The sequence below is a fragment of the Ruegeria sp. CF3 genome (genome assembly GCF_056537365.1).
In genome coordinates this window covers 227,094-246,236 of sequence record NZ_JBQFRK010000006.1, presented here as the reverse complement: position 1 = coordinate 246,236, position 19,143 = coordinate 227,094, and the positions used below count along the sequence as shown (strand labels likewise).

22 protein-coding genes are annotated in these 19,143 nt (G+C 56.9%); 10 read left to right on the top strand and 12 right to left on the bottom strand.

The window, feature by feature from the left end:
- From ACR0KC_RS18945 to parC, 3 genes are all read right to left on the bottom strand, one after another.
- On the bottom strand, positions 1-111 hold a 111-nt coding region (locus ACR0KC_RS18945), incomplete at its 3' end, for a GTP-binding protein (protein ID WP_170611170.1).
- A gap of 116 nt (positions 112-227) precedes the next feature.
- Entirely contained in the window at positions 228-818 is a 591-nt protein-coding gene (locus ACR0KC_RS18940; RefSeq protein WP_170392584.1) for a hypothetical protein, read from the bottom strand.
- Between the two features lie 97 nt (positions 819-915).
- The gene (parC, locus tag ACR0KC_RS18935) at positions 916-3,264 is read right to left on the bottom strand and encodes a DNA topoisomerase IV subunit A (protein WP_480707396.1); all 2,349 of its coding nucleotides are present in this window, start codon (positions 3,262-3,264) and stop codon (positions 916-918) included.
- A 200-nt stretch (positions 3,265-3,464) separates the two neighbouring features.
- Here parC and ACR0KC_RS18930 point away from each other — a divergent pair, with 200 nt between their 5' ends.
- The 6 genes from ACR0KC_RS18930 (at position 3,465) to ACR0KC_RS18905 (ending at position 7,732) form a co-directional block, all read left to right on the top strand.
- A complete protein-coding gene (locus ACR0KC_RS18930; protein ID WP_480454364.1) occupies positions 3,465-4,106 on the top strand; it encodes an SH3 domain-containing protein in 642 nt (213 codons plus the stop codon).
- Between the two features lie 69 nt (positions 4,107-4,175).
- Positions 4,176-5,003 carry an SDR family NAD(P)-dependent oxidoreductase gene (locus ACR0KC_RS18925; protein ID WP_170392586.1) on the top strand — a complete coding sequence of 276 codons (828 nt, stop codon included), beginning with the start codon at positions 4,176-4,178 and terminating at the stop codon, positions 5,001-5,003.
- A 79-nt stretch (positions 5,004-5,082) separates the two neighbouring features.
- The gene (locus tag ACR0KC_RS18920; RefSeq protein ID WP_170392587.1) at positions 5,083-5,283 is read left to right on the top strand and encodes a twin transmembrane helix small protein; all 201 of its coding nucleotides are present in this window, start codon (positions 5,083-5,085) and stop codon (positions 5,281-5,283) included.
- Positions 5,284-5,286: 3 nt separating this feature from the next.
- Positions 5,287-5,859 (top strand): cob(I)yrinic acid a,c-diamide adenosyltransferase, encoded by a 573-nt coding sequence (locus ACR0KC_RS18915; protein WP_170736993.1) that lies wholly within the window; start codon positions 5,287-5,289, stop codon positions 5,857-5,859.
- 185 nt (positions 5,860-6,044) lie between these two features.
- Positions 6,045-6,803: an electron transfer flavoprotein subunit beta/FixA family protein gene (locus ACR0KC_RS18910; RefSeq protein WP_170392589.1), complete on the top strand. Its 759-nt coding sequence runs from the start codon at positions 6,045-6,047 to the stop codon at positions 6,801-6,803.
- The gene (locus ACR0KC_RS18905; RefSeq protein WP_170402252.1) at positions 6,803-7,732 is read left to right on the top strand and encodes an electron transfer flavoprotein subunit alpha/FixB family protein; all 930 of its coding nucleotides are present in this window, start codon (positions 6,803-6,805) and stop codon (positions 7,730-7,732) included. Before ACR0KC_RS18910 ends, ACR0KC_RS18905 begins: the two co-directional genes overlap by 1 nt.
- 63 nt (positions 7,733-7,795) lie before the next feature.
- On the opposite strand, the gene ACR0KC_RS18900 is transcribed toward ACR0KC_RS18905, so the two are convergent.
- On the bottom strand, positions 7,796-8,614 hold the full coding sequence (locus tag ACR0KC_RS18900) for a DUF6473 family protein (protein WP_480707395.1): 819 nt from the start codon (positions 8,612-8,614) through the stop codon (positions 7,796-7,798).
- Between the two features lie 163 nt (positions 8,615-8,777).
- On the opposite strand from ACR0KC_RS18900, the gene ACR0KC_RS18895 reads away from it, so the two are divergent.
- Complete coding sequence (locus ACR0KC_RS18895; protein ID WP_480707394.1) at positions 8,778-9,653, top strand: 3-hydroxybutyryl-CoA dehydrogenase; 876 nt, start codon at positions 8,778-8,780, stop codon at positions 9,651-9,653.
- A gap of 79 nt (positions 9,654-9,732) precedes the next feature.
- Here ACR0KC_RS18895 and ACR0KC_RS18890 read toward each other — a convergent pair whose 3' ends face one another.
- Genes ACR0KC_RS18890 through ACR0KC_RS18860 form a run of 7 tightly spaced genes read right to left on the bottom strand, consistent with a single transcriptional unit; the run spans position 9,733 to position 15,140 of the window.
- Entirely contained in the window at positions 9,733-10,632 is a 900-nt protein-coding gene (locus ACR0KC_RS18890) for a lysophospholipid acyltransferase family protein (protein ID WP_170392592.1), read from the bottom strand.
- Between the two features lie 34 nt (positions 10,633-10,666).
- Positions 10,667-10,936: an HPr family phosphocarrier protein gene (locus tag ACR0KC_RS18885; RefSeq protein WP_170392593.1), complete on the bottom strand. Its 270-nt coding sequence runs from the start codon at positions 10,934-10,936 to the stop codon at positions 10,667-10,669.
- Positions 10,937-10,952: 16 nt separating this feature from the next.
- Complete coding sequence (locus ACR0KC_RS18880) at positions 10,953-11,345, bottom strand: PTS sugar transporter subunit IIA (protein WP_170392594.1); 393 nt, start codon at positions 11,343-11,345, stop codon at positions 10,953-10,955.
- A complete protein-coding gene (gene rapZ, locus ACR0KC_RS18875; protein WP_480439341.1) occupies positions 11,342-12,223 on the bottom strand; it encodes an RNase adapter RapZ in 882 nt (293 codons plus the stop codon). The genes ACR0KC_RS18880 and rapZ overlap by 4 nt, the downstream gene beginning before the upstream one ends.
- Positions 12,220-12,690: an HPr kinase/phosphorylase gene (locus ACR0KC_RS18870; RefSeq protein WP_480707393.1), complete on the bottom strand. Its 471-nt coding sequence runs from the start codon at positions 12,688-12,690 to the stop codon at positions 12,220-12,222. Before ACR0KC_RS18870 ends, rapZ begins: the two co-directional genes overlap by 4 nt.
- Before the next feature lie 3 nt (positions 12,691-12,693).
- On the bottom strand, positions 12,694-14,403 hold the full coding sequence (locus tag ACR0KC_RS18865) for a sensor histidine kinase (protein WP_170392597.1): 1,710 nt from the start codon (positions 14,401-14,403) through the stop codon (positions 12,694-12,696).
- Between the two features lie 32 nt (positions 14,404-14,435).
- On the bottom strand, positions 14,436-15,140 hold the full coding sequence (locus ACR0KC_RS18860) for a response regulator transcription factor (protein ID WP_170392598.1): 705 nt from the start codon (positions 15,138-15,140) through the stop codon (positions 14,436-14,438).
- A 344-nt stretch (positions 15,141-15,484) separates the two neighbouring features.
- Here ACR0KC_RS18860 and ACR0KC_RS18855 point away from each other — a divergent pair, with 344 nt between their 5' ends.
- The 3 genes from ACR0KC_RS18855 (at position 15,485) to ACR0KC_RS18845 (ending at position 18,271) form a co-directional block, all read left to right on the top strand.
- A complete protein-coding gene (locus tag ACR0KC_RS18855) occupies positions 15,485-17,083 on the top strand; it encodes a phosphoenolpyruvate carboxykinase (RefSeq protein ID WP_170465138.1) in 1,599 nt (532 codons plus the stop codon).
- Positions 17,084-17,405: 322 nt separating this feature from the next.
- Positions 17,406-17,696, top strand: coding sequence for a hypothetical protein (locus tag ACR0KC_RS18850; RefSeq protein ID WP_170392600.1), 291 nt, complete (start codon positions 17,406-17,408; stop codon positions 17,694-17,696).
- A 32-nt stretch (positions 17,697-17,728) separates the two neighbouring features.
- Entirely contained in the window at positions 17,729-18,271 is a 543-nt protein-coding gene (locus ACR0KC_RS18845) for a hypothetical protein (protein WP_255611805.1), read from the top strand.
- Here ACR0KC_RS18845 and ACR0KC_RS18840 read toward each other — a convergent pair.
- A complete protein-coding gene (locus tag ACR0KC_RS18840) occupies positions 18,268-19,032 on the bottom strand; it encodes a sulfite exporter TauE/SafE family protein (protein ID WP_170392601.1) in 765 nt (254 codons plus the stop codon). The genes ACR0KC_RS18845 and ACR0KC_RS18840 overlap by 4 nt on opposite strands.
- Positions 19,033-19,143: the final 111 nt, after the last annotated feature.

Genomic DNA, 19,143 nt, shown 5'->3' with positions numbered 1-19,143 from the left:
ACCGAAATACTTGGTGATTGCTGCGGTCAGCGTGGTCTTGCCGTGGTCAACGTGGCCAATCGTGCCGATGTTGACGTGCGGCTTATTACGCTCAAACTTTTCCTTTGCCATTCCTCAGGCGCCCTTTTTGCAATTTGGGGGACCCTTGGTCCCGTGGTTACATCTGCGCGCGCGAGATATTTGGTTCAGGGGGGAAAATCAAGCACATCCTGAGGGAAATGCATCCATCACGCCGGATTTTGTGTGACAGCTTCGGTTTCAAGCGGCTGGATCAAGCTGGGGCGCTTGTCAAACCAGCCATCATCCTTGTGCTCTTCGGCCAGCCACTCCTCAACCCGGTCGGCAACCTTCAAGGCCAGACCGTTCATCTGTTCTTCTCGGGTGCGCGCATTTCCTGACCCAGTAAGGGCGCTTTCACCGGTGGTATCTTCGAGCACCTGAAACTGCTTGCCTTTAGCAAGGAACTCTTTCTTTTCGACGTCATAGACGTTTACCAGAACGATGGCGGTGCTTTTGGGGTTGTAAATCACAGGAATTCCCGGAGGTGCCAACATGTAGCCCTCGAGACTGATGCCAATGTCGTATTCCTGCGAACCTTCATACCGGCCAAGCCTGATGTCCACTGCATTCTGGATCGCTTTGGTCCATTCATCCGGCGTGGCATCCCGCGAAACCGGTCCCTGAACGGCCTTTTCCGCAAAGGCATAATTCACGCGTAGCTTGAATTCACCCAGCGACTCGGGGTCTTCATAAACCTGCGTTTGGGTGCATGCGCCCATCAGGGCCAGTCCGGTGATCAGGGTCAGAATGCGCAACATGTCTCTCGTCTCGATAGGCCTGTTTTTCTTGGATGTAGCGCACCGATACGGGTTGTGCCAAGCCGTATCGGCAGAAATTCACCAAACGGGTAATGGATCACGAGAACTTGTAGTCCCGCGGGAAGCCATATGGCGCCTTCTTTCCGACCCCTGCGCGCTTGGCCAGCCACTGGGACATATCGGCCTCGTGCCGGGTTTTGTCGCCGCCCATGGACCATTTCAGGCCTTCTTCCCAGTTGAAGGTCGTCACGTCCGACAAACCGCCATCCAGCTCCAGCGTTCCCTGACGTCCACGAGCCATGTTGTACTTCTGCAGACGCACACCCTTGCCACGGGTCATCTCGGGCAATTCCTCGGTCGGGAACACAAGGAATTTCCCGTTCTGCGACACCACAGCCACGTGATCGCCAGCAACCGGCTTGCAGATCATCGCGGTTTCGTCGCCTTTGACGTTTAGCACCTGCTTGCCGTTTCGGGTCTGGGCCAGAACGTCATCCTCGGGCACCATAAAGCCGTTGCCCGCATCCGAGGCCACCAGCAATTTGCGTCCCGGCTTGTGGATCAGGATATCAATGATTTGCGCTTCGTTCGGCAGATCGACCATCAAACGCAGGGGTTCGCCCATGCCGCGCCCGCCGGGCAGGTTGGCGGCGCTGACGGTATAGAATCGGCCATTTGAAGCGAAGACCAGCAGACGGTCCGTCGTTTCCGCATGGAAGATGAAACGCGGGCCATCGCCGTCCTTGAACTTCAACTCGCGCTTCAGATCGATATGCCCGGTCATGGCGCGAATCCAGCCCATCTGAGAGCAGACGACCGTGATCGGTTCCTTGTCGATCATCGCCTCGAGCGGGACTTCCTCGACCTGCCCAGCCTCGGCAAATTGCGTCCGGCGCGCACCGCCTTCGTAGTCTTTGCCAAAGGTCTTCTTGGTTTCTTTGAGTTGTTCGGCAATCTTGGCCCATTGCAGGGCGGGATCGGCCAGCAGGTCTTCGAGATTGGCGCGTTCCAGCATCAACTCATCGCGTTCGCGGACCAGCTCCATCTCTTCCAGACGTCGCAAGCTGCGCAGGCGCATGTTGAGGATGGCGTCAACCTGAACCTCAGACAATTCGCCCTCACCCGGTTTGGGCGAGACATAGTCGGACTCATCCGTGGCGCGGACGTGATCGATGCCCCAATCTTCGCGCATCAGCGCAGCTTTGGGGTCGTCGTCGTAGCGGATGATGTCGATCACGCGGTCTAGGTTCAGGAAGGCGACGATAAAGCCTTCCAGCACCTCCAAACGGTGATCGATCTTGGCCATGCGATGGCGCGAGCGGCGCAACAGCACCTCTTGCCGGTGGTCGAGGAAGGCGCGCAGCACCTCCTTCATCGAACAGACCTTGGGCGTCACGCCGTCGATCAGCACGTTCATGTTCAGGCTGAAGCGTACCTCAAGGTCCGAGTTGCGGTAGAGCATCCCCATCAGCACCTCGGGGTCCACATTCTTGGAGCGCGGCTCAAGGATCAGACGGATGTCATCGGCGGATTCGTCACGGACGTCTGCGAGGATCGGGATTTTCTTGGTCTGGATTAGCTCGGCGATCTTTTCGATCAGCTTGGATTTCTGAACCTGATAGGGAATCTCGGTGACGATGATCTGCCACTGGCCACGCCCCAGATCTTCAACCTCGTATTTACAGCGCAGCCGGAAGGATCCACGCCCGGTGCGGTAGGCCTGAGCGATATTTTCGGGCGGCTCGACAATGACGCCGCCGGTCGGAAAATCCGGGCCGGGAACGTAATTCAATAGCGTGTCGTCACGCGCATCCGGCGTCTTGATCAGATGCAGACAAGCGTCGCACAGCTCGGAAATATTATGCGGCGGGATATTCGTCGCCATGCCCACCGCGATACCGCTGGCGCCATTGGCCAGTAGATTCGGGAACTGTGCGGGCAACACGACCGGTTCGGTCAGTGTGCCGTCATAGTTGTCGCGGAAATCGACAGCGTCTTCGTTCAACCCTTCCAACAGGGCTTCGGCAACGATGGTCATCCGCGCCTCGGTGTATCGAGAGGCCGCCGGATTATCGCCGTCGATATTGCCAAAATTCCCCTGCCCGTCGACCAGTGGATATCGGACGTTGAAGTCCTGTGCCAAGCGCGCCATTGCGTCGTAAATCGCCGCGTCGCCATGAGGGTGATAGTTACCCATCACGTCGCCAGAGATTTTCGCTGACTTACGGAAACCGCCCGTCGCACTGAGTCGCAACTCGCGCATCGCGTAGAGGATTCGCCGGTGAACCGGCTTCAATCCATCGCGCGCATCTGGCAAAGCGCGGTGCATGATGGTGGAAAGCGCGTAGGTCAGGTAGCGCTCGCCAATTGCGCGGCGCAGCGGCTCGGCTACCTCGCCCCCATTGTCAGGGGTCTCCATATTGGGGTCGTCGATCGTATCGTTCATACATGATGTGATACGACGCAAGCGCGCGCGGGTAAAGCAATCGGCGCATATTTTGCTGGGGACAAGTCGGGCTTTTTGCAACAGGGGGAGGCAAGTATCGGATTTCCCCCGCTTTTCGACTCGAAGCTGAATCTATGGTAGGCTTTCGAACATTAAGACTGCTGCCTTTTATTGATGTTACGATTGCCAGGGGGTGCGCCATGAAGCGTGTTATTGTTATCACTTTCGCCATGCTCGGCTGGAGCTTCTATGTGATGAGCGGGGGCCCGGATTTCGAACCGCGCGGCACCCGCACCGAGCAACCGGTTCGCGTTGCCTCTGTGCCAGAACATGAGCCTGCATCCGACCACGCACCTCGGGCCAAAGACGACCACGCACCTCGGGCTGAAGACCTTGTGACCAACGTTGCCGCGCGCATTGTACAGGCGCGCGCTCAGCCCGAGCCACAAGTAGAGGAGGATGCCGCGGTCGTCCTGTCACAAGTCACCAACGATCCGCTGTCTCAGTTCTCTGCATTTGACGAGAACGGCGTCAGCTTTACTCTGGCTTCGCTTGAAGACGGAGCCGCCGGACTGTTGCAGGTCGAGGCCGAGGTGCAGGATGACATCACACCTGTGAATCAGGTCATCGAGCCAGAGAAAGATATCCGCGAAATCTCGGGCACGCGGGTCAATATGCGCGATGGGCCCGGAACGATTTACCCCATCATCGCCAAAGCCAAACTTGGCCAGCGCGTTGAGGTTCTCAGCGATTCCGGCACCGGCTGGCTGCGGTTGCGGTTATACCCTGATCAGCGGGTGGGTTGGATTTCTGCCTCACTGGTTCGGAAACCAACAAACTGACGCAACTGTGTCATTGTCCTGACCTAAAGCTCGCCATAGCTATGGGCGAAATACACAGGCGGGGGCAATATGCAGAAATCGATTCTGATCACAGGCTGCTCATCCGGGATCGGTCTGGACGCGGCGCACGGGATGCGCGCGCGCGGTTGGCGCGTTTTTGCCTCATGCCGTCAACAGCGTGACTGTGATCGGCTACGGGCACAGGGTTTCGACAGCCCGCTGATCGACTATACCGATTCCGATAGCATTACCTCAGGCCTGCAGCAGGTTTTGGACGCGACCGGTGGCACGCTGGATGCGTTGTTCAACAATGGCGCTCACGGACTTCCCGGCGCGGTTGAAGATGTCCCAATCGAAGGGCTTCGCCTAATTTTCGAGACCAACGTATTTGGCTGGCACGAACTGACCCGGCAGGTGATTCCCGTGATGCGGGCTCAGGGCCATGGGCGCATCGTGCAGAACTCATCAGTGTTGGGACTGGTCGCGTTCCCCTGGCGCGGGGCATACGTCGCCACCAAATACGCCATCGAAGGCCTGACCGATACCTTGCGCCTAGAGCTACGAGACACCGACATCAAGGTCATCCTGATCGAACCAGGCCCGGTCACCTCGAAGATCCGTGTGAACGCGATCCCTGTCTTCGAACGCTTTATTGACTGGAAAAGCTCGGCCCTGCGACAGAGATACGAGGATACGCTGCTGAAACGCCTCTACGAATCCTCCGGACCTGACAAGTTCGAACTGCCTGCCTCGGCTGTTACCGCCAAATTGGCGCATGCGGTTGAATCCAAGCGCCCACGTCCGCGATACTATGTGACGACGCCCACCTATATCGCCGGATATCTGCGCCGTATTCTGCCCACCCGGGCCATTGATCGCATCCTCTCGGACATATGAGGCGAAATTACCTGTTCGCTTTTGCCGCTATCAACGCTAGATGACGGCTCAACAACTGAACAAACACGGACGGTGAGCTATGGACCTGACGATGGTCATACTGCTTCTGGCCATGGCGGCGGTCGTCGTCGTGCTGGTGATGGGCATTGCCAATTTTGGAAAACCCGGCAAAGAAGCCGCGCTGAAAAGCAACAAGCTGATGCGCCTGCGGATCCTGTTTCAGTTCATTGCGGTGCTGCTGATCGTACTTTACGTCTATCTGCGTGGGCAGGGAGGGTAAGGCATGGTCGTTCTCAACAAGATTTACACGCGCACCGGCGATGATGGGAAAACCGCTCTGGGCAATGGTGAGCGCGTTGCCAAATATTCCGGGCGTGTCGCGGCCTATGGCACTGTGGATGAGCTGAATTCCTTTGTCGGCGTGGCACGGACCGAAGCAGTCGGAGAAGTCGAAGCCGCCTTGTCCCGTATCCAGAATGACCTGTTTGATCTGGGTGCCGATTTCTGCCGCCCCGACATGGATAAGGATGCCGAGGCCGACTACCCGCCCCTGCGTATCGTTTCCGCTCAGATCGACCGGCTTGAAGCCGAGATCGACGCGATGAATGAAGCGCTCCAGCCCTTGCGCAGTTTCATCCTACCCGGTGGCTCACGTTTGGCCGCGCATCTGCATGTGTGCAGAACAGTTTCGCGCCGGGCCGAGCGGTTGGCGGTTGAGCTGACAAACATGGAACCGGTCAATGAGGTGGCTGTCAAATACCTCAACCGCCTGAGCGATTGGTTCTTTGTCGCCGCGCGCTGTGCCAACAACGGCGGGCACGATGATGTGCTCTGGATTCCCGGCGCAAACCGGTGATCGCGCCTGCCGTCGGGAAACTAAATTTCGTTTCTGGTCCAAAAAATGACAAAACGCGACGTCTCGAAACCATGACGTGACGATTTTGCTCTGTCGCAGAACATCACGACCCGCTATCTAAGCCAGCGAGAGCATTGGTGGAGTCGCTGCGCGGCTTGCCGTTTTTGTAAGGAGCATACGCAAAAATGAAGGTACTCGTGCCTGTCAAGCGCGTGATTGACTACAACGTGAAAGTTCGTGTGAAAGCGGATGGCAGCGGCGTTGATCTCGCCAATGTAAAAATGTCGATGAACCCGTTCGACGAAATTGCCGTGGAAGAGGCGATCCGCCTGAAAGAGGCGGGCAAGGCCGATGAGGTTGTTGCCGTTTCGATCGGTGTGAAACAGTCGCAGGAAACCCTGCGGACCGCACTGGCCATGGGCGCCGACCGTGCCATTCTGGTTGTCGCGGCGGATGACGTGCATCAGGACATCGAACCGCTTGCCGTTGCCAAGATCCTCGCCAAAGTTGTCGAAGAAGAGCAGCCGGGCATCGTTCTGGCGGGCAAGCAGGCGATCGACAATGACATGAACGCCACCGGTCAGATGCTGTCAGCCCTGCTGGGCTGGAGCCAAGGCACTTTCGCGTCCGAACTGGACATCGAAGGCGACACTGCCAAGATCACCCGTGAGGTTGACGGCGGTCTGCAGACCATCTCCGTCAAAATGCCAACCATCGTGACCGTCGACCTGCGCCTGAACGAGCCGCGCTATGCGTCGCTGCCGAACATCATGAAAGCGAAGAAAAAGCCGCTGGATGAGAAAACCGCCGCCGACTATGGCGTCGACGTCACTCCGCGTCTGGAAGTCGTCAAGACCGAAGAGCCGCCGGCACGTGCTGCTGGTATCATCGTGGGCTCGGTTGATGAGCTGGTCGAGAAACTCAAAGAAGCGGGGGCTGTATAATGGCTGTTCTTCTTCTCGCAGAGGTTAACAATGGTGAGCTGTCGGTTGACGCCACCGCCAAGACCGTAGCGGCTGTCAAATCGCTGGGCGACATCACCGTTCTGGCCGCAGGTGGTTCTGCCGCTGCTGCTGGTGAGGCCGCTGCCAAGATCGATGGCGTATCCAAGGTTCTGGTGGCCGAAGACGCCTCGCTGGGTCATCGCCTGGCGGAATCGACCGCAGCCCTGATCGTGGGGCTGGCCGATGGGTACGAGCATATCGTTGCCCCTGCCACCACCGACGCCAAGAACGTGATGCCGCGCGTTGCAGCTCTGCTGGACGTGATGGTGATTTCGGATGCATCCGGCGTGGTCGATGCCACGACCTTCGAGCGTCCGATCTATGCGGGTAACGCGATCCAGACCGTGAAATCGAACGACGCCAAGAAAGTCGTGACCATCCGGACCGCCAGCTTCGATGCGGCGGGCGAAGGTGGTTCGGCGGCGGTCGAGACCATCTCGGTCGGCGAAAACCCCGGCCTGTCGTCGTGGGTCGAGGACAAGGTTGCTGAAAGCGACCGTCCTGAACTAACTTCGGCTGGTGTTGTTGTTTCGGGTGGCCGTGGTGTTGGCTCGGAAGACGACTTCAAACTGATCGAAGGCCTGGCCGATAAGCTGGGAGCCGCCGTTGGTGCCTCACGCGCCGCAGTTGACTCGGGCTACGCCCCGAACGACTGGCAGGTGGGTCAGACCGGTAAGGTTGTTGCCCCTGACCTGTACGTTGCAGTCGGCATCTCGGGTGCGATCCAGCACCTGGCGGGCATGAAGGACTCCAAGGTCATCGTTGCGATCAACAAGGACGAAGAAGCGCCTATCTTCCAGGTCGCAGACTTCGGTCTGGTCGCAGACCTGTTCCAGGCCGTACCGGAACTCACCGAAAAACTCGGCTGATTTCAGACAAAGATTTTTCGACGAAAAATCTTAGAAGGCCCGCCACCGGCGGGCCTTTGCTGTTTATGCGCCCAGGTCGTTGATCACTTGTGCAAGTGAGCCAGCGATATTGCGATGTGTGGCTGGGCCGATCATATGCTCGGCAATCGGTTGTTGCAGGGTGCCAAACAACATGTCTTCAAGCTCATCGGATACGCCGGATACCTGAACCTGCAAGGACAAAATACCCGTACAATGGGGTCTCAAAGGCTCAATCATCTCGGGGTTGATTGCAAAGCCGTCACCCGGTGTCGAATCCAAATCGCTTCTCTCCACTTGCAGATGCAAAAGCAGGACGGGCGGGCCTACTTCTGCAAGAAACTTGCCGAGCTTTTCGATCCAGACATTGCGCAGCTCTTGTTCCACAAGTTCAATACGGGCATCCGAGCGTGCCGACAGGCGGTTCAGCAAGTGCTGTACAAAATGGACATCCGTAAAATCTTCTTCGGGATACAGCGCAACCAGATCGGCATTCGGCGCAACGAAACGGTCATTGCGTCGTGGGTGCACCCGGTAGAATCGGTTCGATAGCCCCAGCATGCCGGGTAACTGCAGGACGCATATATCAGACCGGTTTGCGATCTCCAGTAGCCCTTTGTCCTGCGTCAACGCCTCGGCACCGCAGAACAGGCTGCCCAGATTGAGGCAGCGGCGATCCAAACGACGTTCCAACTCATTGGGAAAGGGGGTTTCTACGAAACGGCCAAAAGTCTCTTCGCCCCCCAAACATGCAACATAGGGGTTGTTCAACGCCCTTTGGGGGCCCCTGAAACGTAGTTTCGAATTTTCATATTCGCACGTTGTTTCCGCGGAATGGACCGCATTGATCGATTGATAGCTCATCACACTCACCCAAATATTCACCCAACCGCCATTTTGCCGCCGCAAGTCTTGAGAAAGTCCTAATGCGCGCATTTGAAGCGAAATTGACTGTCCCCGTCCCCTTGCCGCCCATAGGGAACTGCCGATAATGTCGCCATATTCTGCGAACAAGGGCATCGAACAAATGGACGTAAAATCAGTCGGAGTGATCGGCGCTGGACAGATGGGCAACGGGATTGCTCATGTTTTGGCGTTGGCAGAGTATGATGTTCTACTGAACGATGTCAGCCAGGACGCGCTAAACAGCGCTATGGCAACCATTGAAACCAACCTGGCGCGTCAAGCGTCGCGCGGCAAAATCTCGGATGATGCAGTGAAATCCGCGTTGGGTCGGATCACGACGACGCTGAATCTGCCGGATTTGGGGCAGACCGATCTTGTAATCGAAGCCGCGACCGAGCGGGAAACGGTGAAACAGGCAATCTTTGAAGACCTGTTGCCGCACCTACAGCCACATACGATCCTGACATCGAACACTTCGTCGATCTCAATTACCCGGCTGGCCAGCCGCACCGACCGGCCCGAACGTTTCATGGGATTCCACTTCATGAACCCGGTCCCTGTGATGCAGCTCGTCGAGTTGATCCGGGGCATCGCCACCGATGAAGCAACCTTTAACTCCTGTAAAGCCGTAGTGGACCGGCTTGGCAAAACCTCAGCCAGCGCCGAAGATTTTCCGGCCTTTATCGTGAATCGCATTCTGATGCCCATGATCAATGAGGCGGTTTACACATTGTATGAAGGTGTCGGGAATGTGCAGTCCATTGACCAATCGATGAAACTGGGCGCAAACCACCCTATGGGCCCATTGGAACTAGCGGATTTCATCGGCTTGGATACCTGTTTGGCGATCATGAACGTGTTACATGACGGACTGGCAGACACCAAGTATCGTCCCTGCCCGCTGTTGACGAAATATGTCGAAGCCGGATGGCTGGGACGCAAAACCGAACGCGGGTTTTATGATTATCGAGGCGAGGTTCCGGTACCCACACGGTAGAATCTGAGAGGGCCAGCCCTCTCTTGAGCCTATGGCTCAATTCACTCCCGAGATATTTTTGGCCAGATGAAGGGGCGGATCAGGATTTGAGCGTCTTGCCCAGCGCCATGGTGTGATCACGGAGCCATGCCATGAAACCGCGGGGGTCGCGTTCCAGCAGGTCCATGTCTTTATCCGAAATCGGGTCACCGATCACCGGCGACTGGGGCCTGTTGCAGGATCGGACGATTTCGTGCAGCAGTAGGCCCTGGCGCAGGATAGGCGATATCCGGTTGGCAATTTGATACCAGCGCGAGTTGCTGCCAGGGAAGAAGATCGGCACGACCTTGGCACCCGACCTACGGATCATCTTCGCGGTGAAGACATTCCACTCCCGCTCGATGGCTGGTCCGAACCAATCATCCGAAGACATCACAACACCTGACGGGAATAACGCGACAACACCCCCATCTGCCAGATGCTTCATCGTCTTGCTGCGCATCTCAAGCATCTTGGCCTGCGCTTCAGGATCATGTGGGAACGGCACCGGGATCATGAATGAGGTCGCAGCTTCATCCAACCCGGTCAGGACTGAGCGGGTCAGGATGCGATAGTCACTGCGGACCCGGCCGATGAGTTCAGCGAAGATCATGCCATCAACCATGCCGTGCGGATGGTTCGCGACGACCACTACGGGGCCTTCTTTTGGAATGCGGGCGATCTGTTCGGCTGGGGTTGTCAGCTCGATACCCATGGTCTTGAGCGCGCCGCCCCAGAACTTCTGACCTCGATAGCGTTCGTTCTGCTTCTCGAACTTGTTGACCATGCGCAAGATGGTCAGCTTGCCTGTGCACCATTCGATGGCGCGAATGGCCGTAGACGTCCAGGCATCGTCAAACGAGTTGGCGTAGGTCAGGGTTCTGCGGTCGTAGATTTCACCCTGATCGGTGTCGTGATCCACTACAGGACCTGTCTTGGTATCGTGCGTGGTTTCCGCCAATTGCCTTGTCTTTCCGTCCTTGGTGTCGTGGCTGTCAGAACCCTTCGCCGAACTTATCGTTCACCAATGTTTCCAAAGCCTCTGCCAACGCCTCAGCATCCGGGCCGGACGTCTCGACGTCAATAGTGCTTCCGCGCGACGCTGCCAACATCAAAAGGCCCATGATACTGTCGCCCGAGGCAGAAAGCCCGTCTCGTGACACCTCGGCGCGCGCATCAAAGCCCTCGACCACCTCGACCAGCTTGGCAGAAGCGCGGGCGTGAAGGCCCTTTTCATTGATAATTTTCAAACTCTTGGTCGTCATATGAATCTATCCGGTGTCAATCCAATGTCACATTTTGCGCATTGATGTACTTTCGTCCAGCTTCCAAAGCCAAACGTACGGCCTCGGCCAGTGGCAAGTGGCGACTTTTGGCCAGTTTGATCAGCATGGGAAGGTTGGCCCCGTAAAGGATTCGCCGGTCTTGTGGCGCACATGCGCGCAGGCTCAGATTCGAGGGGCTGCCGCCGAACAGATCGGTCACCACAACGACGCCATCGCCCATATCGACCTCGTCCGCCGCGCGGCAGATTTCAACTTGTTTCGCTTCGCGATCATGGTCGGCTTCTATCGGGATGGCCACCAGTCCGGGTTGCTTTCCAACCACATGCTGCGTGGCCGCAAGATACTCCTGAGCCAACCCACCATGTGCAACAATAACGATCCCGATCACTCCGGCCTCACATTCAACGCGCGTCGTTCCATTTCGCGATGCCTAATTGCCACCTGCTGCCCCCCTTCTGCAAGGGCCTTTGCAACTGCTTCAGCCACCGCGACCGAGCGGTGCTGCCCTCCGGTGCACCCAAATGCAACTGAAAGGTGCGCTTTGCCTTCCTCACGGAAGGCCGGAAGCAGTTCGATCAGCAGGTCGACCACCCGGTCAAAGAAGACGCCATAGTTTGCATCTGATTGAACATAGGCCGCCACATCCGAGTTTCGACCATCCGCATCCCGCAGTTCAGGCCGCCAGTATGGATTGGCCAGAAACCGGCAATCGAACACCATGTCCAAACCGCGCGGCAAGCCCCGCTTGTACGAGAAGGATTCGATCGACACCGCCAGATGCCGCCCGCCCTTTGGGGCGAACCAGCGTTCGACCTCTTCCCGCAGCTGATGCACATTCAACGCGCTGGTGTCGATCAGCGTGTCGGCAAACTCGCGAATTGGGGCTAACAGTTCCTTTTCCTGACAAATGCCGGTTTCTGGGCTGGCATCAGTCGCAACCGGGTGACGGCGGCGGGTCTCCGAGAAGCGACGCAGCAGCACCTCGTCACTGCAATCCAGATAGAGGATTGTCAGGTCGACATTCTCCATCCGGCCCAGTTTGGCGGCAAGTTCGATAAACCCGGTGGTTGAAAAATCGCGATTGCGCGCGTCGATACCCAAAGCCATTGGGCGCGCAGGCTCCGAATTGTCGACGAGGCGAGCCAACAACCCCATCGGCAGGTTGTCAATCGCCTCGAACCCCAGATCTTCAAGCACATGAATTGCGGTCGATCGCCCTGCACCGGAAGGACCTGTTATCAGAACGACGCGCTGTTGTGCTGTCATGTATTCGGCCATTCCGGGGCTACGCGCCCCATTTTCACAAGTTGAATAAGTCCTGCAGCCAAATTGGGCACGCCAGCCCCCCGAAGCAAGGGAACAGTTTGCTTCAGCACAAGAATTTCAGTGGGTTCAGGCAGCCGCGCAGGCTCGGCTTGGTCCATATCCACAACAAATGCCAATCGAACCGGCCTCGCGGCTTCAGCTCGCAGTAACCCGATGCCGCGCGCTTCAATCAGGCCGCGGATCTGCGGAAGTCCAGCTGCCATCACGTGATCGGCCTGTCCGGTCAATTCGACCCGGTCATCAGCGACAAGCTGCGCCCCAAGCGCCATCATCTGTAGCGCCAAAGAAGATTTGCCCGTACCCGAGGCACCAATGATCAATAAGCCCTTTTCCTGAACCGCAATACAGGTCCCATGAATGCAGGCCGACCCTTGATCCGCTATCTCAGAAAGTGGGGTGGTCCTCATAACCTAGACGGGAAGCCCGACAACAAACCGCGCACCTAGCGGGTCCGAGGTGATATCGGCCTCGGTTGGACGGATATTTTCTGCCCAGATCACACCACCATGCGCCTCGACGATTTGTTTCGAAATCGCCAATCCAAGGCCCGAATTGTTGCCGAAATGCTCTTCGGGGCGTTCGGAATAGAAACGCTTGAAGATCTTGGTCAGCGCCTGATCAGGAATGCCGGGACCGGTGTCTTCAACCACCACGAGCACGCGGTTGTCACGACGGCGGACCCAGACCCGGATGGCGTCTTTGTCCTCGCAGAACGAAATCGCATTGGTGATCAGGTTGACAAAGACCTGCGCCAGACGCGCCTCGAGCCCGTTGACCACGATGGGGTCCGAGGGAAGGTCTGTGATATATTCGATGCCTTTCGAACGGGCATCTTCACCCAGAAACTGACTGATATTGCCAAGCAGATTGAGCAGGTCAAAGGGCTGCTCTTCTTCTTTCACCAACTCCGCGTCCAGCCGCGATGCGTTCGAGATATCGCTGACCAGTCGATCCAATCGCCGCACATCATGCTCAATCACGCCCAATAGCTTTTCGCGCTGATCATCGCGTTTGACCATACGCATGGTGCCCACGGCGGATTGCAGGCTCGCCAGTGGGTTCTTGATCTCATGCGCGACATCGGCCGCAAATTGTTCGTTCGCGTCAATGCGGTTATAAAGCGCCGTGACCATCCCGCGCAAAGCCTGGCTCAGACGGCCGATTTCATCCGGGCGCGCACTGAGATCCGGGATGCGGATACGTCCGGGGTTCACGCCGGCTCCGCGGTCCTTGCCCATCTCGGCAGCGGCGGCCAGATCAGCAAGAGGATTGGCAATCGTTGAGGCCAAAACGAGGCTCAGACCGATCGAGACCAGCAGTGCTACCACAAACATCTGCAGGATCCGCTCTTGCTCCTTGCGGGCCAGCGCATCGATCTCGCCCGCCGGGCCCGCCATAGCAACGGCACCCACAGGCGTATCGTCCAATAGGATCGGGGCCACGGCGACAATCACCGTCTTGCCTTTATCGTCGTGCACGGCCTGTACTTGCAATCCGCCGTTCAGCGCCTGCGGGATCATTTCCTGCACCCGTTGCGCCAGCGTCGGAGCCTCGCTTTCGGAAGAACCGCTAAAGACCGCAGACACACCATTCCAAACCGCATTCAATGCGTCGCTGATCAAAGTGCTTCCAGTGGCGCTGTCGGCGTCCTGATGCAAAAGGCTGGGCAATTTGTCGGCCATGGACGCCCCGCGTGTCCAACCGATCAGAGTGCCCGTGCCGTCATAAACAAAAACCTCGCCGCCTTCGGGCAAGCTGAGACCCGCTAGCGTATCACGGACATCCAATGTGCCTGCACCATTGGCAGAGGGTTGACGCAGCTGGGTTTCAAAAACGTTGCTGACAAGTTGCGCATCACCGACCAGGTTCTGCGCGGTTTGTTGAACCCGTTCTTTTCGCGTGTCGTCCAGATACAGCAGCCCTGCCACCAAAATGACAAGGGCAATGAGGTTGAAGGTGATGATCCTGCGCGCCAGGGGCGAATAGCGCATAGAAAACAGGTTTCGTCGCGAACGCTTGGCCTGTAGCTCGGCAGCATCAGGGTCTTGGGGGATGACCCAGTCATCCCCAAGAACGACGTCTGCGTCGTGCACTTGGTTGGCTTGTTCAGTATCGCGCACGAGACCCCTTCGGCTTGATAAAACGGCCGCGCCTATTCTTCGTTATAACGATACCCGATACCGTACAGCGTTTCTATCGCCGAAAACTCGGGATCGGCTGCGCGCATCTTCTTACGCAGTCGCTTGATATGACTGTCAATGGTGCGGTCATCCACGTAGACTTGATCATCATAAGCCACATCCATCAGCTGATCGCGGCTTTTGACAAAGCCCGGACGTTGCGCCAAGGCCTGCAGCAGCAGAAACTCGGTAACTGTCAGCGAGACATCATTGCCTTTCCAGCTGACTGCGTGGCGCAGCGGGTCCATCCGCAGCTCGCCCCGCTCCATCACTTTTGTATCGCCCGAGGCCGCGTTGGTCACATCGCCATCGACCGCTTCCTGACGGCGCAACAAGGCGCGAATCCGTTCGACCAGCAGCCGCTGAGAGAATGGTTTTTTGACGTAGTCATCTGCACCCATGCGCAGACCCAGAACCTCGTCAATCTCGTCATCTTTGGAGGTCAGAAAAATCACGGGCATCTGGGTTTTCTGCCGCAGCCTTTGCAGAAGATCCATGCCGTCCATCCGCGGCATCTTGATATCCAGTACGGCCATGTCTGGCAGCTTTTTGTTGAAAGCGTCCAGCGCAGCCTGACCATCGTTGTATGTTTCGACCTCAAACCCTTCGGCTTCGAGTGTCATGGACACGGACGTCAGGATATTTCTGTCGTCGTCCACCAGTGCAATCTTTGACATCGGGTTCACCCCTATTCCTGCTCACTCGCGCAATAATACGCTTTTTTGTAAGGCATTGTTGGCGGTTTTGAGCCACCGAATCAACTCGTAACCTCGAATCGTGCCATTCTTGCGGCAGGTATGCGGCAAATTTGCCTTGCTGCGCCCAAATAGCTGCCTTGATTTACGGCAGACAAATCGTGATGGCGCTAAACCTCAACTTGGTTGCGCTAACTACCCCCAACCCTCCTGTTCATGTCCCAAAATACCGTGATAAGAGGCGCTTGACCGCCGGCTCTTTCCGGTATCCGCCCCAATGGTGCACCCGGCCCAAGGCCCTCGCGCCGCCACAGGAGAAGACACACATGACATCTGGACGGGTTAACCCGCAATTCTGCCTCGAAGATCAGGGCATCGAGGGTCTGGGCAATGTCTATTACAACTTCATGGAACCGGCGCTGATCGAAGAAGCGCTGAAGCGCGGCGAAGGCACCCTTGGCAATGGCGGCGCCTTTCTGGTCACCACCGGCAAATTCACTGGCCGCTCGCCCAAGGACAAGCATGTCGTCAAGACAGACAGTGTTGCCGACAGCATCTGGTGGGAAAACAACGCCGCCATGAGCCCTGAAGGTTTTGACGCGCTCTATGAAGATATGCTGACCCATATGAAAGGCCGCGACTACTTCGTTCAGGACCTCGTGGGCGGGGCTGATCCCAGCTACTCGATCAATGTGCGCATGGTAACCGAGCTGGCGTGGCACAACCTGTTCATCCGCCACCTGCTGCGCCGTCCGGATCGTGAGGATCTGGATGATTTCACGGCTGACTTTACCATCATCAACTGTCCCAGCTTCCAGGCGGACCCCAAAAAGCATGGCTGCCGCAGCGAAACGGTGATTGCACTGAACTTTGATCGCAAGCTGATCCTGATCGGCGGCACCGAATACGCCGGCGAGAACAAGAAGTCCGTCTTCACCCTGCTGAACTATATGCTGCCCGAAAAAGGCGTGATGCCGATGCACTGCTCGGCTAACCACGCGGTTGGCAACCCGGTCGACACCGCCGTATTCTTCGGCCTGTCCGGCACCGGCAAGACCACCCTGTCTGCCGACCCGTCGCGCACCTTGATCGGTGATGACGAACACGGTTGGTCGGATCGAGGCACCTTCAACTTTGAAGGTGGTTGCTATGCCAAGACCATCAACCTGAATGCCGAAGCCGAGCCAGAAATCTACGCCACCACCTCGAAATTTGGCACTGTGATCGAGAACATGGTTTTTGATCCCGAGACCAAAGAGCTGGATTTCAACGACGACTCTCTGACTGCGAATATGCGCTGCGCCTACCCGTTGGAATACATCTCCAACGCGTCGAAAACTGCATTGGGCGGGCATCCTAAGAACATCATCATGTTGACCTGCGATGCGTTCGGCGTTTTGCCTCCGATCGCTCGGTTGACGCCTGCGCAGGCGATGTATCACTTCCTTTCCGGCTTTACCTCGAAGGTCGCCGGGACCGAACGTGGCGTGACCGAACCGCAGCCCACCTTCTCGACCTGCTTTGGCGCGCCCTTTATGCCACGCCGCCCCGAGGCTTATGGCAACCTTCTACGCGATAAGATTGCTCAGCATGGCGCGACCTGCTGGTTGGTCAACACCGGCTGGACTGGAGGTGCCTACGGCGTGGGCAGCCGCATGCCAATCAAGGCCACCCGCGCGCTGCTGACGGCTGCGCTGGAAGGATCACTGACTGATGCGGAATTCCGCAAGGACGCCAATTTCGGCTTCGATGTGCCGGTCTCTGTCCCTGGTGTGCCCGAGGTCTTGCTGGATCCGCGCCGCACCTGGGACGATCAGGAAGCGTTCGACAAACAGGCGGAAAAGCTGGTGCACATGTTCGCGGAAAACTTCGAGCAGTACCTGCCCTTCATCGACGAAGACATCAAAGCTGTCGCGATCGGTTGATCGAATTTAGGGGCCATCATGGCCCCTGACCCACCAAAGCTTACGCTTCGGCACCTTGTTTGCACACAGACAAGTTCATTGCGATAACGTGCAACATGCGCTATCGCAATTTACCCAAGACGCTTCGAAGCCCGGCGTCCTTTGGCAGCGGCTTCTGTTAAATTTGAACATCGGGCGATCCGGGCTATCTTACTCACATCATGTCTCGGGCCGTTCAACAAGGTAATGATTATTTCTACACGGGGATGGGTGTCGGCGTGATGTGTTCAAAAGGTCAGCCTTTCGAACTGCCTCGGTCCGTCACGGAAACTATAGGCAAGTAATGACTGAAATCTCAAAACTCACCGAACTGCGCAAACTGATGCAAAGCATGGAGCGCACTCTTGGGCTGGAAGAACTCTCACCGGTCGAACGCGACATCTATTATGCCGCCGAAGAACTGTCGAAAGATGATCGCGAAGTACGCACCTTTGGTCTGATCGAACACACGCTGGTCAAAAGCGTATCTCGCCCGACATTTTTCCGCGCGCTGAAATCTCTGGTTCAAAAGGGTTATCTGTCGCAAAGCGGTAGCGCCAATCGCGGACGGTATCTGGTTCATGCGCCCAGGTGATCGCCACCCCAGATCTGTAATCGGCTGACCTCGTGCGCAGATGGGCCTCTGAAACATTCTATGCCTCTTTGGCCTATGTCGCTGCATCGTTCCTAACATTCCAGGTGCTGATGCCGCTTCAGAACGTGTTTTTTCCCGCATACCCCAGCTATGCCAGCTTATTGTTCCTGCCGCACGGCGTGCGGGTTCTGTCGGCTTGGTTATTGGGATGGAGGGCGATATTCGCACTGTTGCCCGGCGTTGCCATCGTCTTTGCCCTTGTGGGCGGTTGGGATGTTCTTCTGCCCAGCAGATTGCTGGCGATCACTATCGCGGTCACCACAGTTCCAGCGGTTTTTTATGTCTGCAAGGCGTTGGGCTGGGATTTGTTTCCGCGCGTCGATCGGAAGCCATGCTGGCTGTGCGTGATGGGCGTTGGAATCATCACATCGGTATTGGTGTCCGTTCTCACCAACATGGCCTTCGGCAGCGCAACGGCCGAGTATATCGCCTATCTGATCGGTGATATCTCAGGTCTTTTTTTCCTAATGTTGGGCCTCTATTTCGCCTTTCGATTTGCTGAAAGACGCAATTAACCCAAAAGACCCCTGCGCAGCAGGTTCAGCCCTGCAATCAGCAGTACAAGCAGAGTGAGTTTGCGGAACTGTGCCTGATCGATACGATCCTGCAGAAACTGACCCCCGCGCATTCCCACCAAGGCAGGGATAATCAGCAGCGCTGAGAACACCGCTGTGTCAGTCCTTAGAATACCCGAACCCAGATGCGCCACAATAAGCGCCACGGCGCCCAGACCGTATATCACGCCCTGTACCCGCATCTGATCCTTCTTCGGTGTATTCAAGGCTGTCAGATAGGCCACGGTTGGTGGTCCCCACACGCCCGAGATGCCGCCGACAGCACCGGCCACCGCACCCACCATAGCCTCAACCCGCATTGAGGGCGCTTGCAGCGTCAGTTTCAGCCCCAGTAGTTGCATCAGAGCGAAGAACGAAACTGGTGCGCCTAAGATCAGCAGAAATGCCTTGGGCGACAAGATGTTGATCAGCTGCGCGCTGGCCAATAGACAGACCAGTCCAACGCTCAGAAATACCTTGAACTTTCGAACTGACGCCGCCGCCGCAGGTAAACCTTCCCGCAAGGCCTGCACCCCATTGGTCACCAGCGTGGGCAAGATTAGACCTGCCAGCGCCAGCTCAGGCGGCAGCATCATGCTAAGACCAGAAACAAGCACCATTGGCATGGCAAAACCGACCATGCCTTTGACCCAGCCCGCGACGAAGGCAACGACCAAAGCCAGACAGAAATCCTGCGGCGACATAAGTGAAAACAGTCCCATCGACCCTTCATACCAGTCCAAAAAATTTCTGCACTGCAAAAGTCACTAAGCAATTTTTGAACTTTTTATGGATGATTTGCGTATTTTTGTTGCGCTGCACGTGCAGCATGA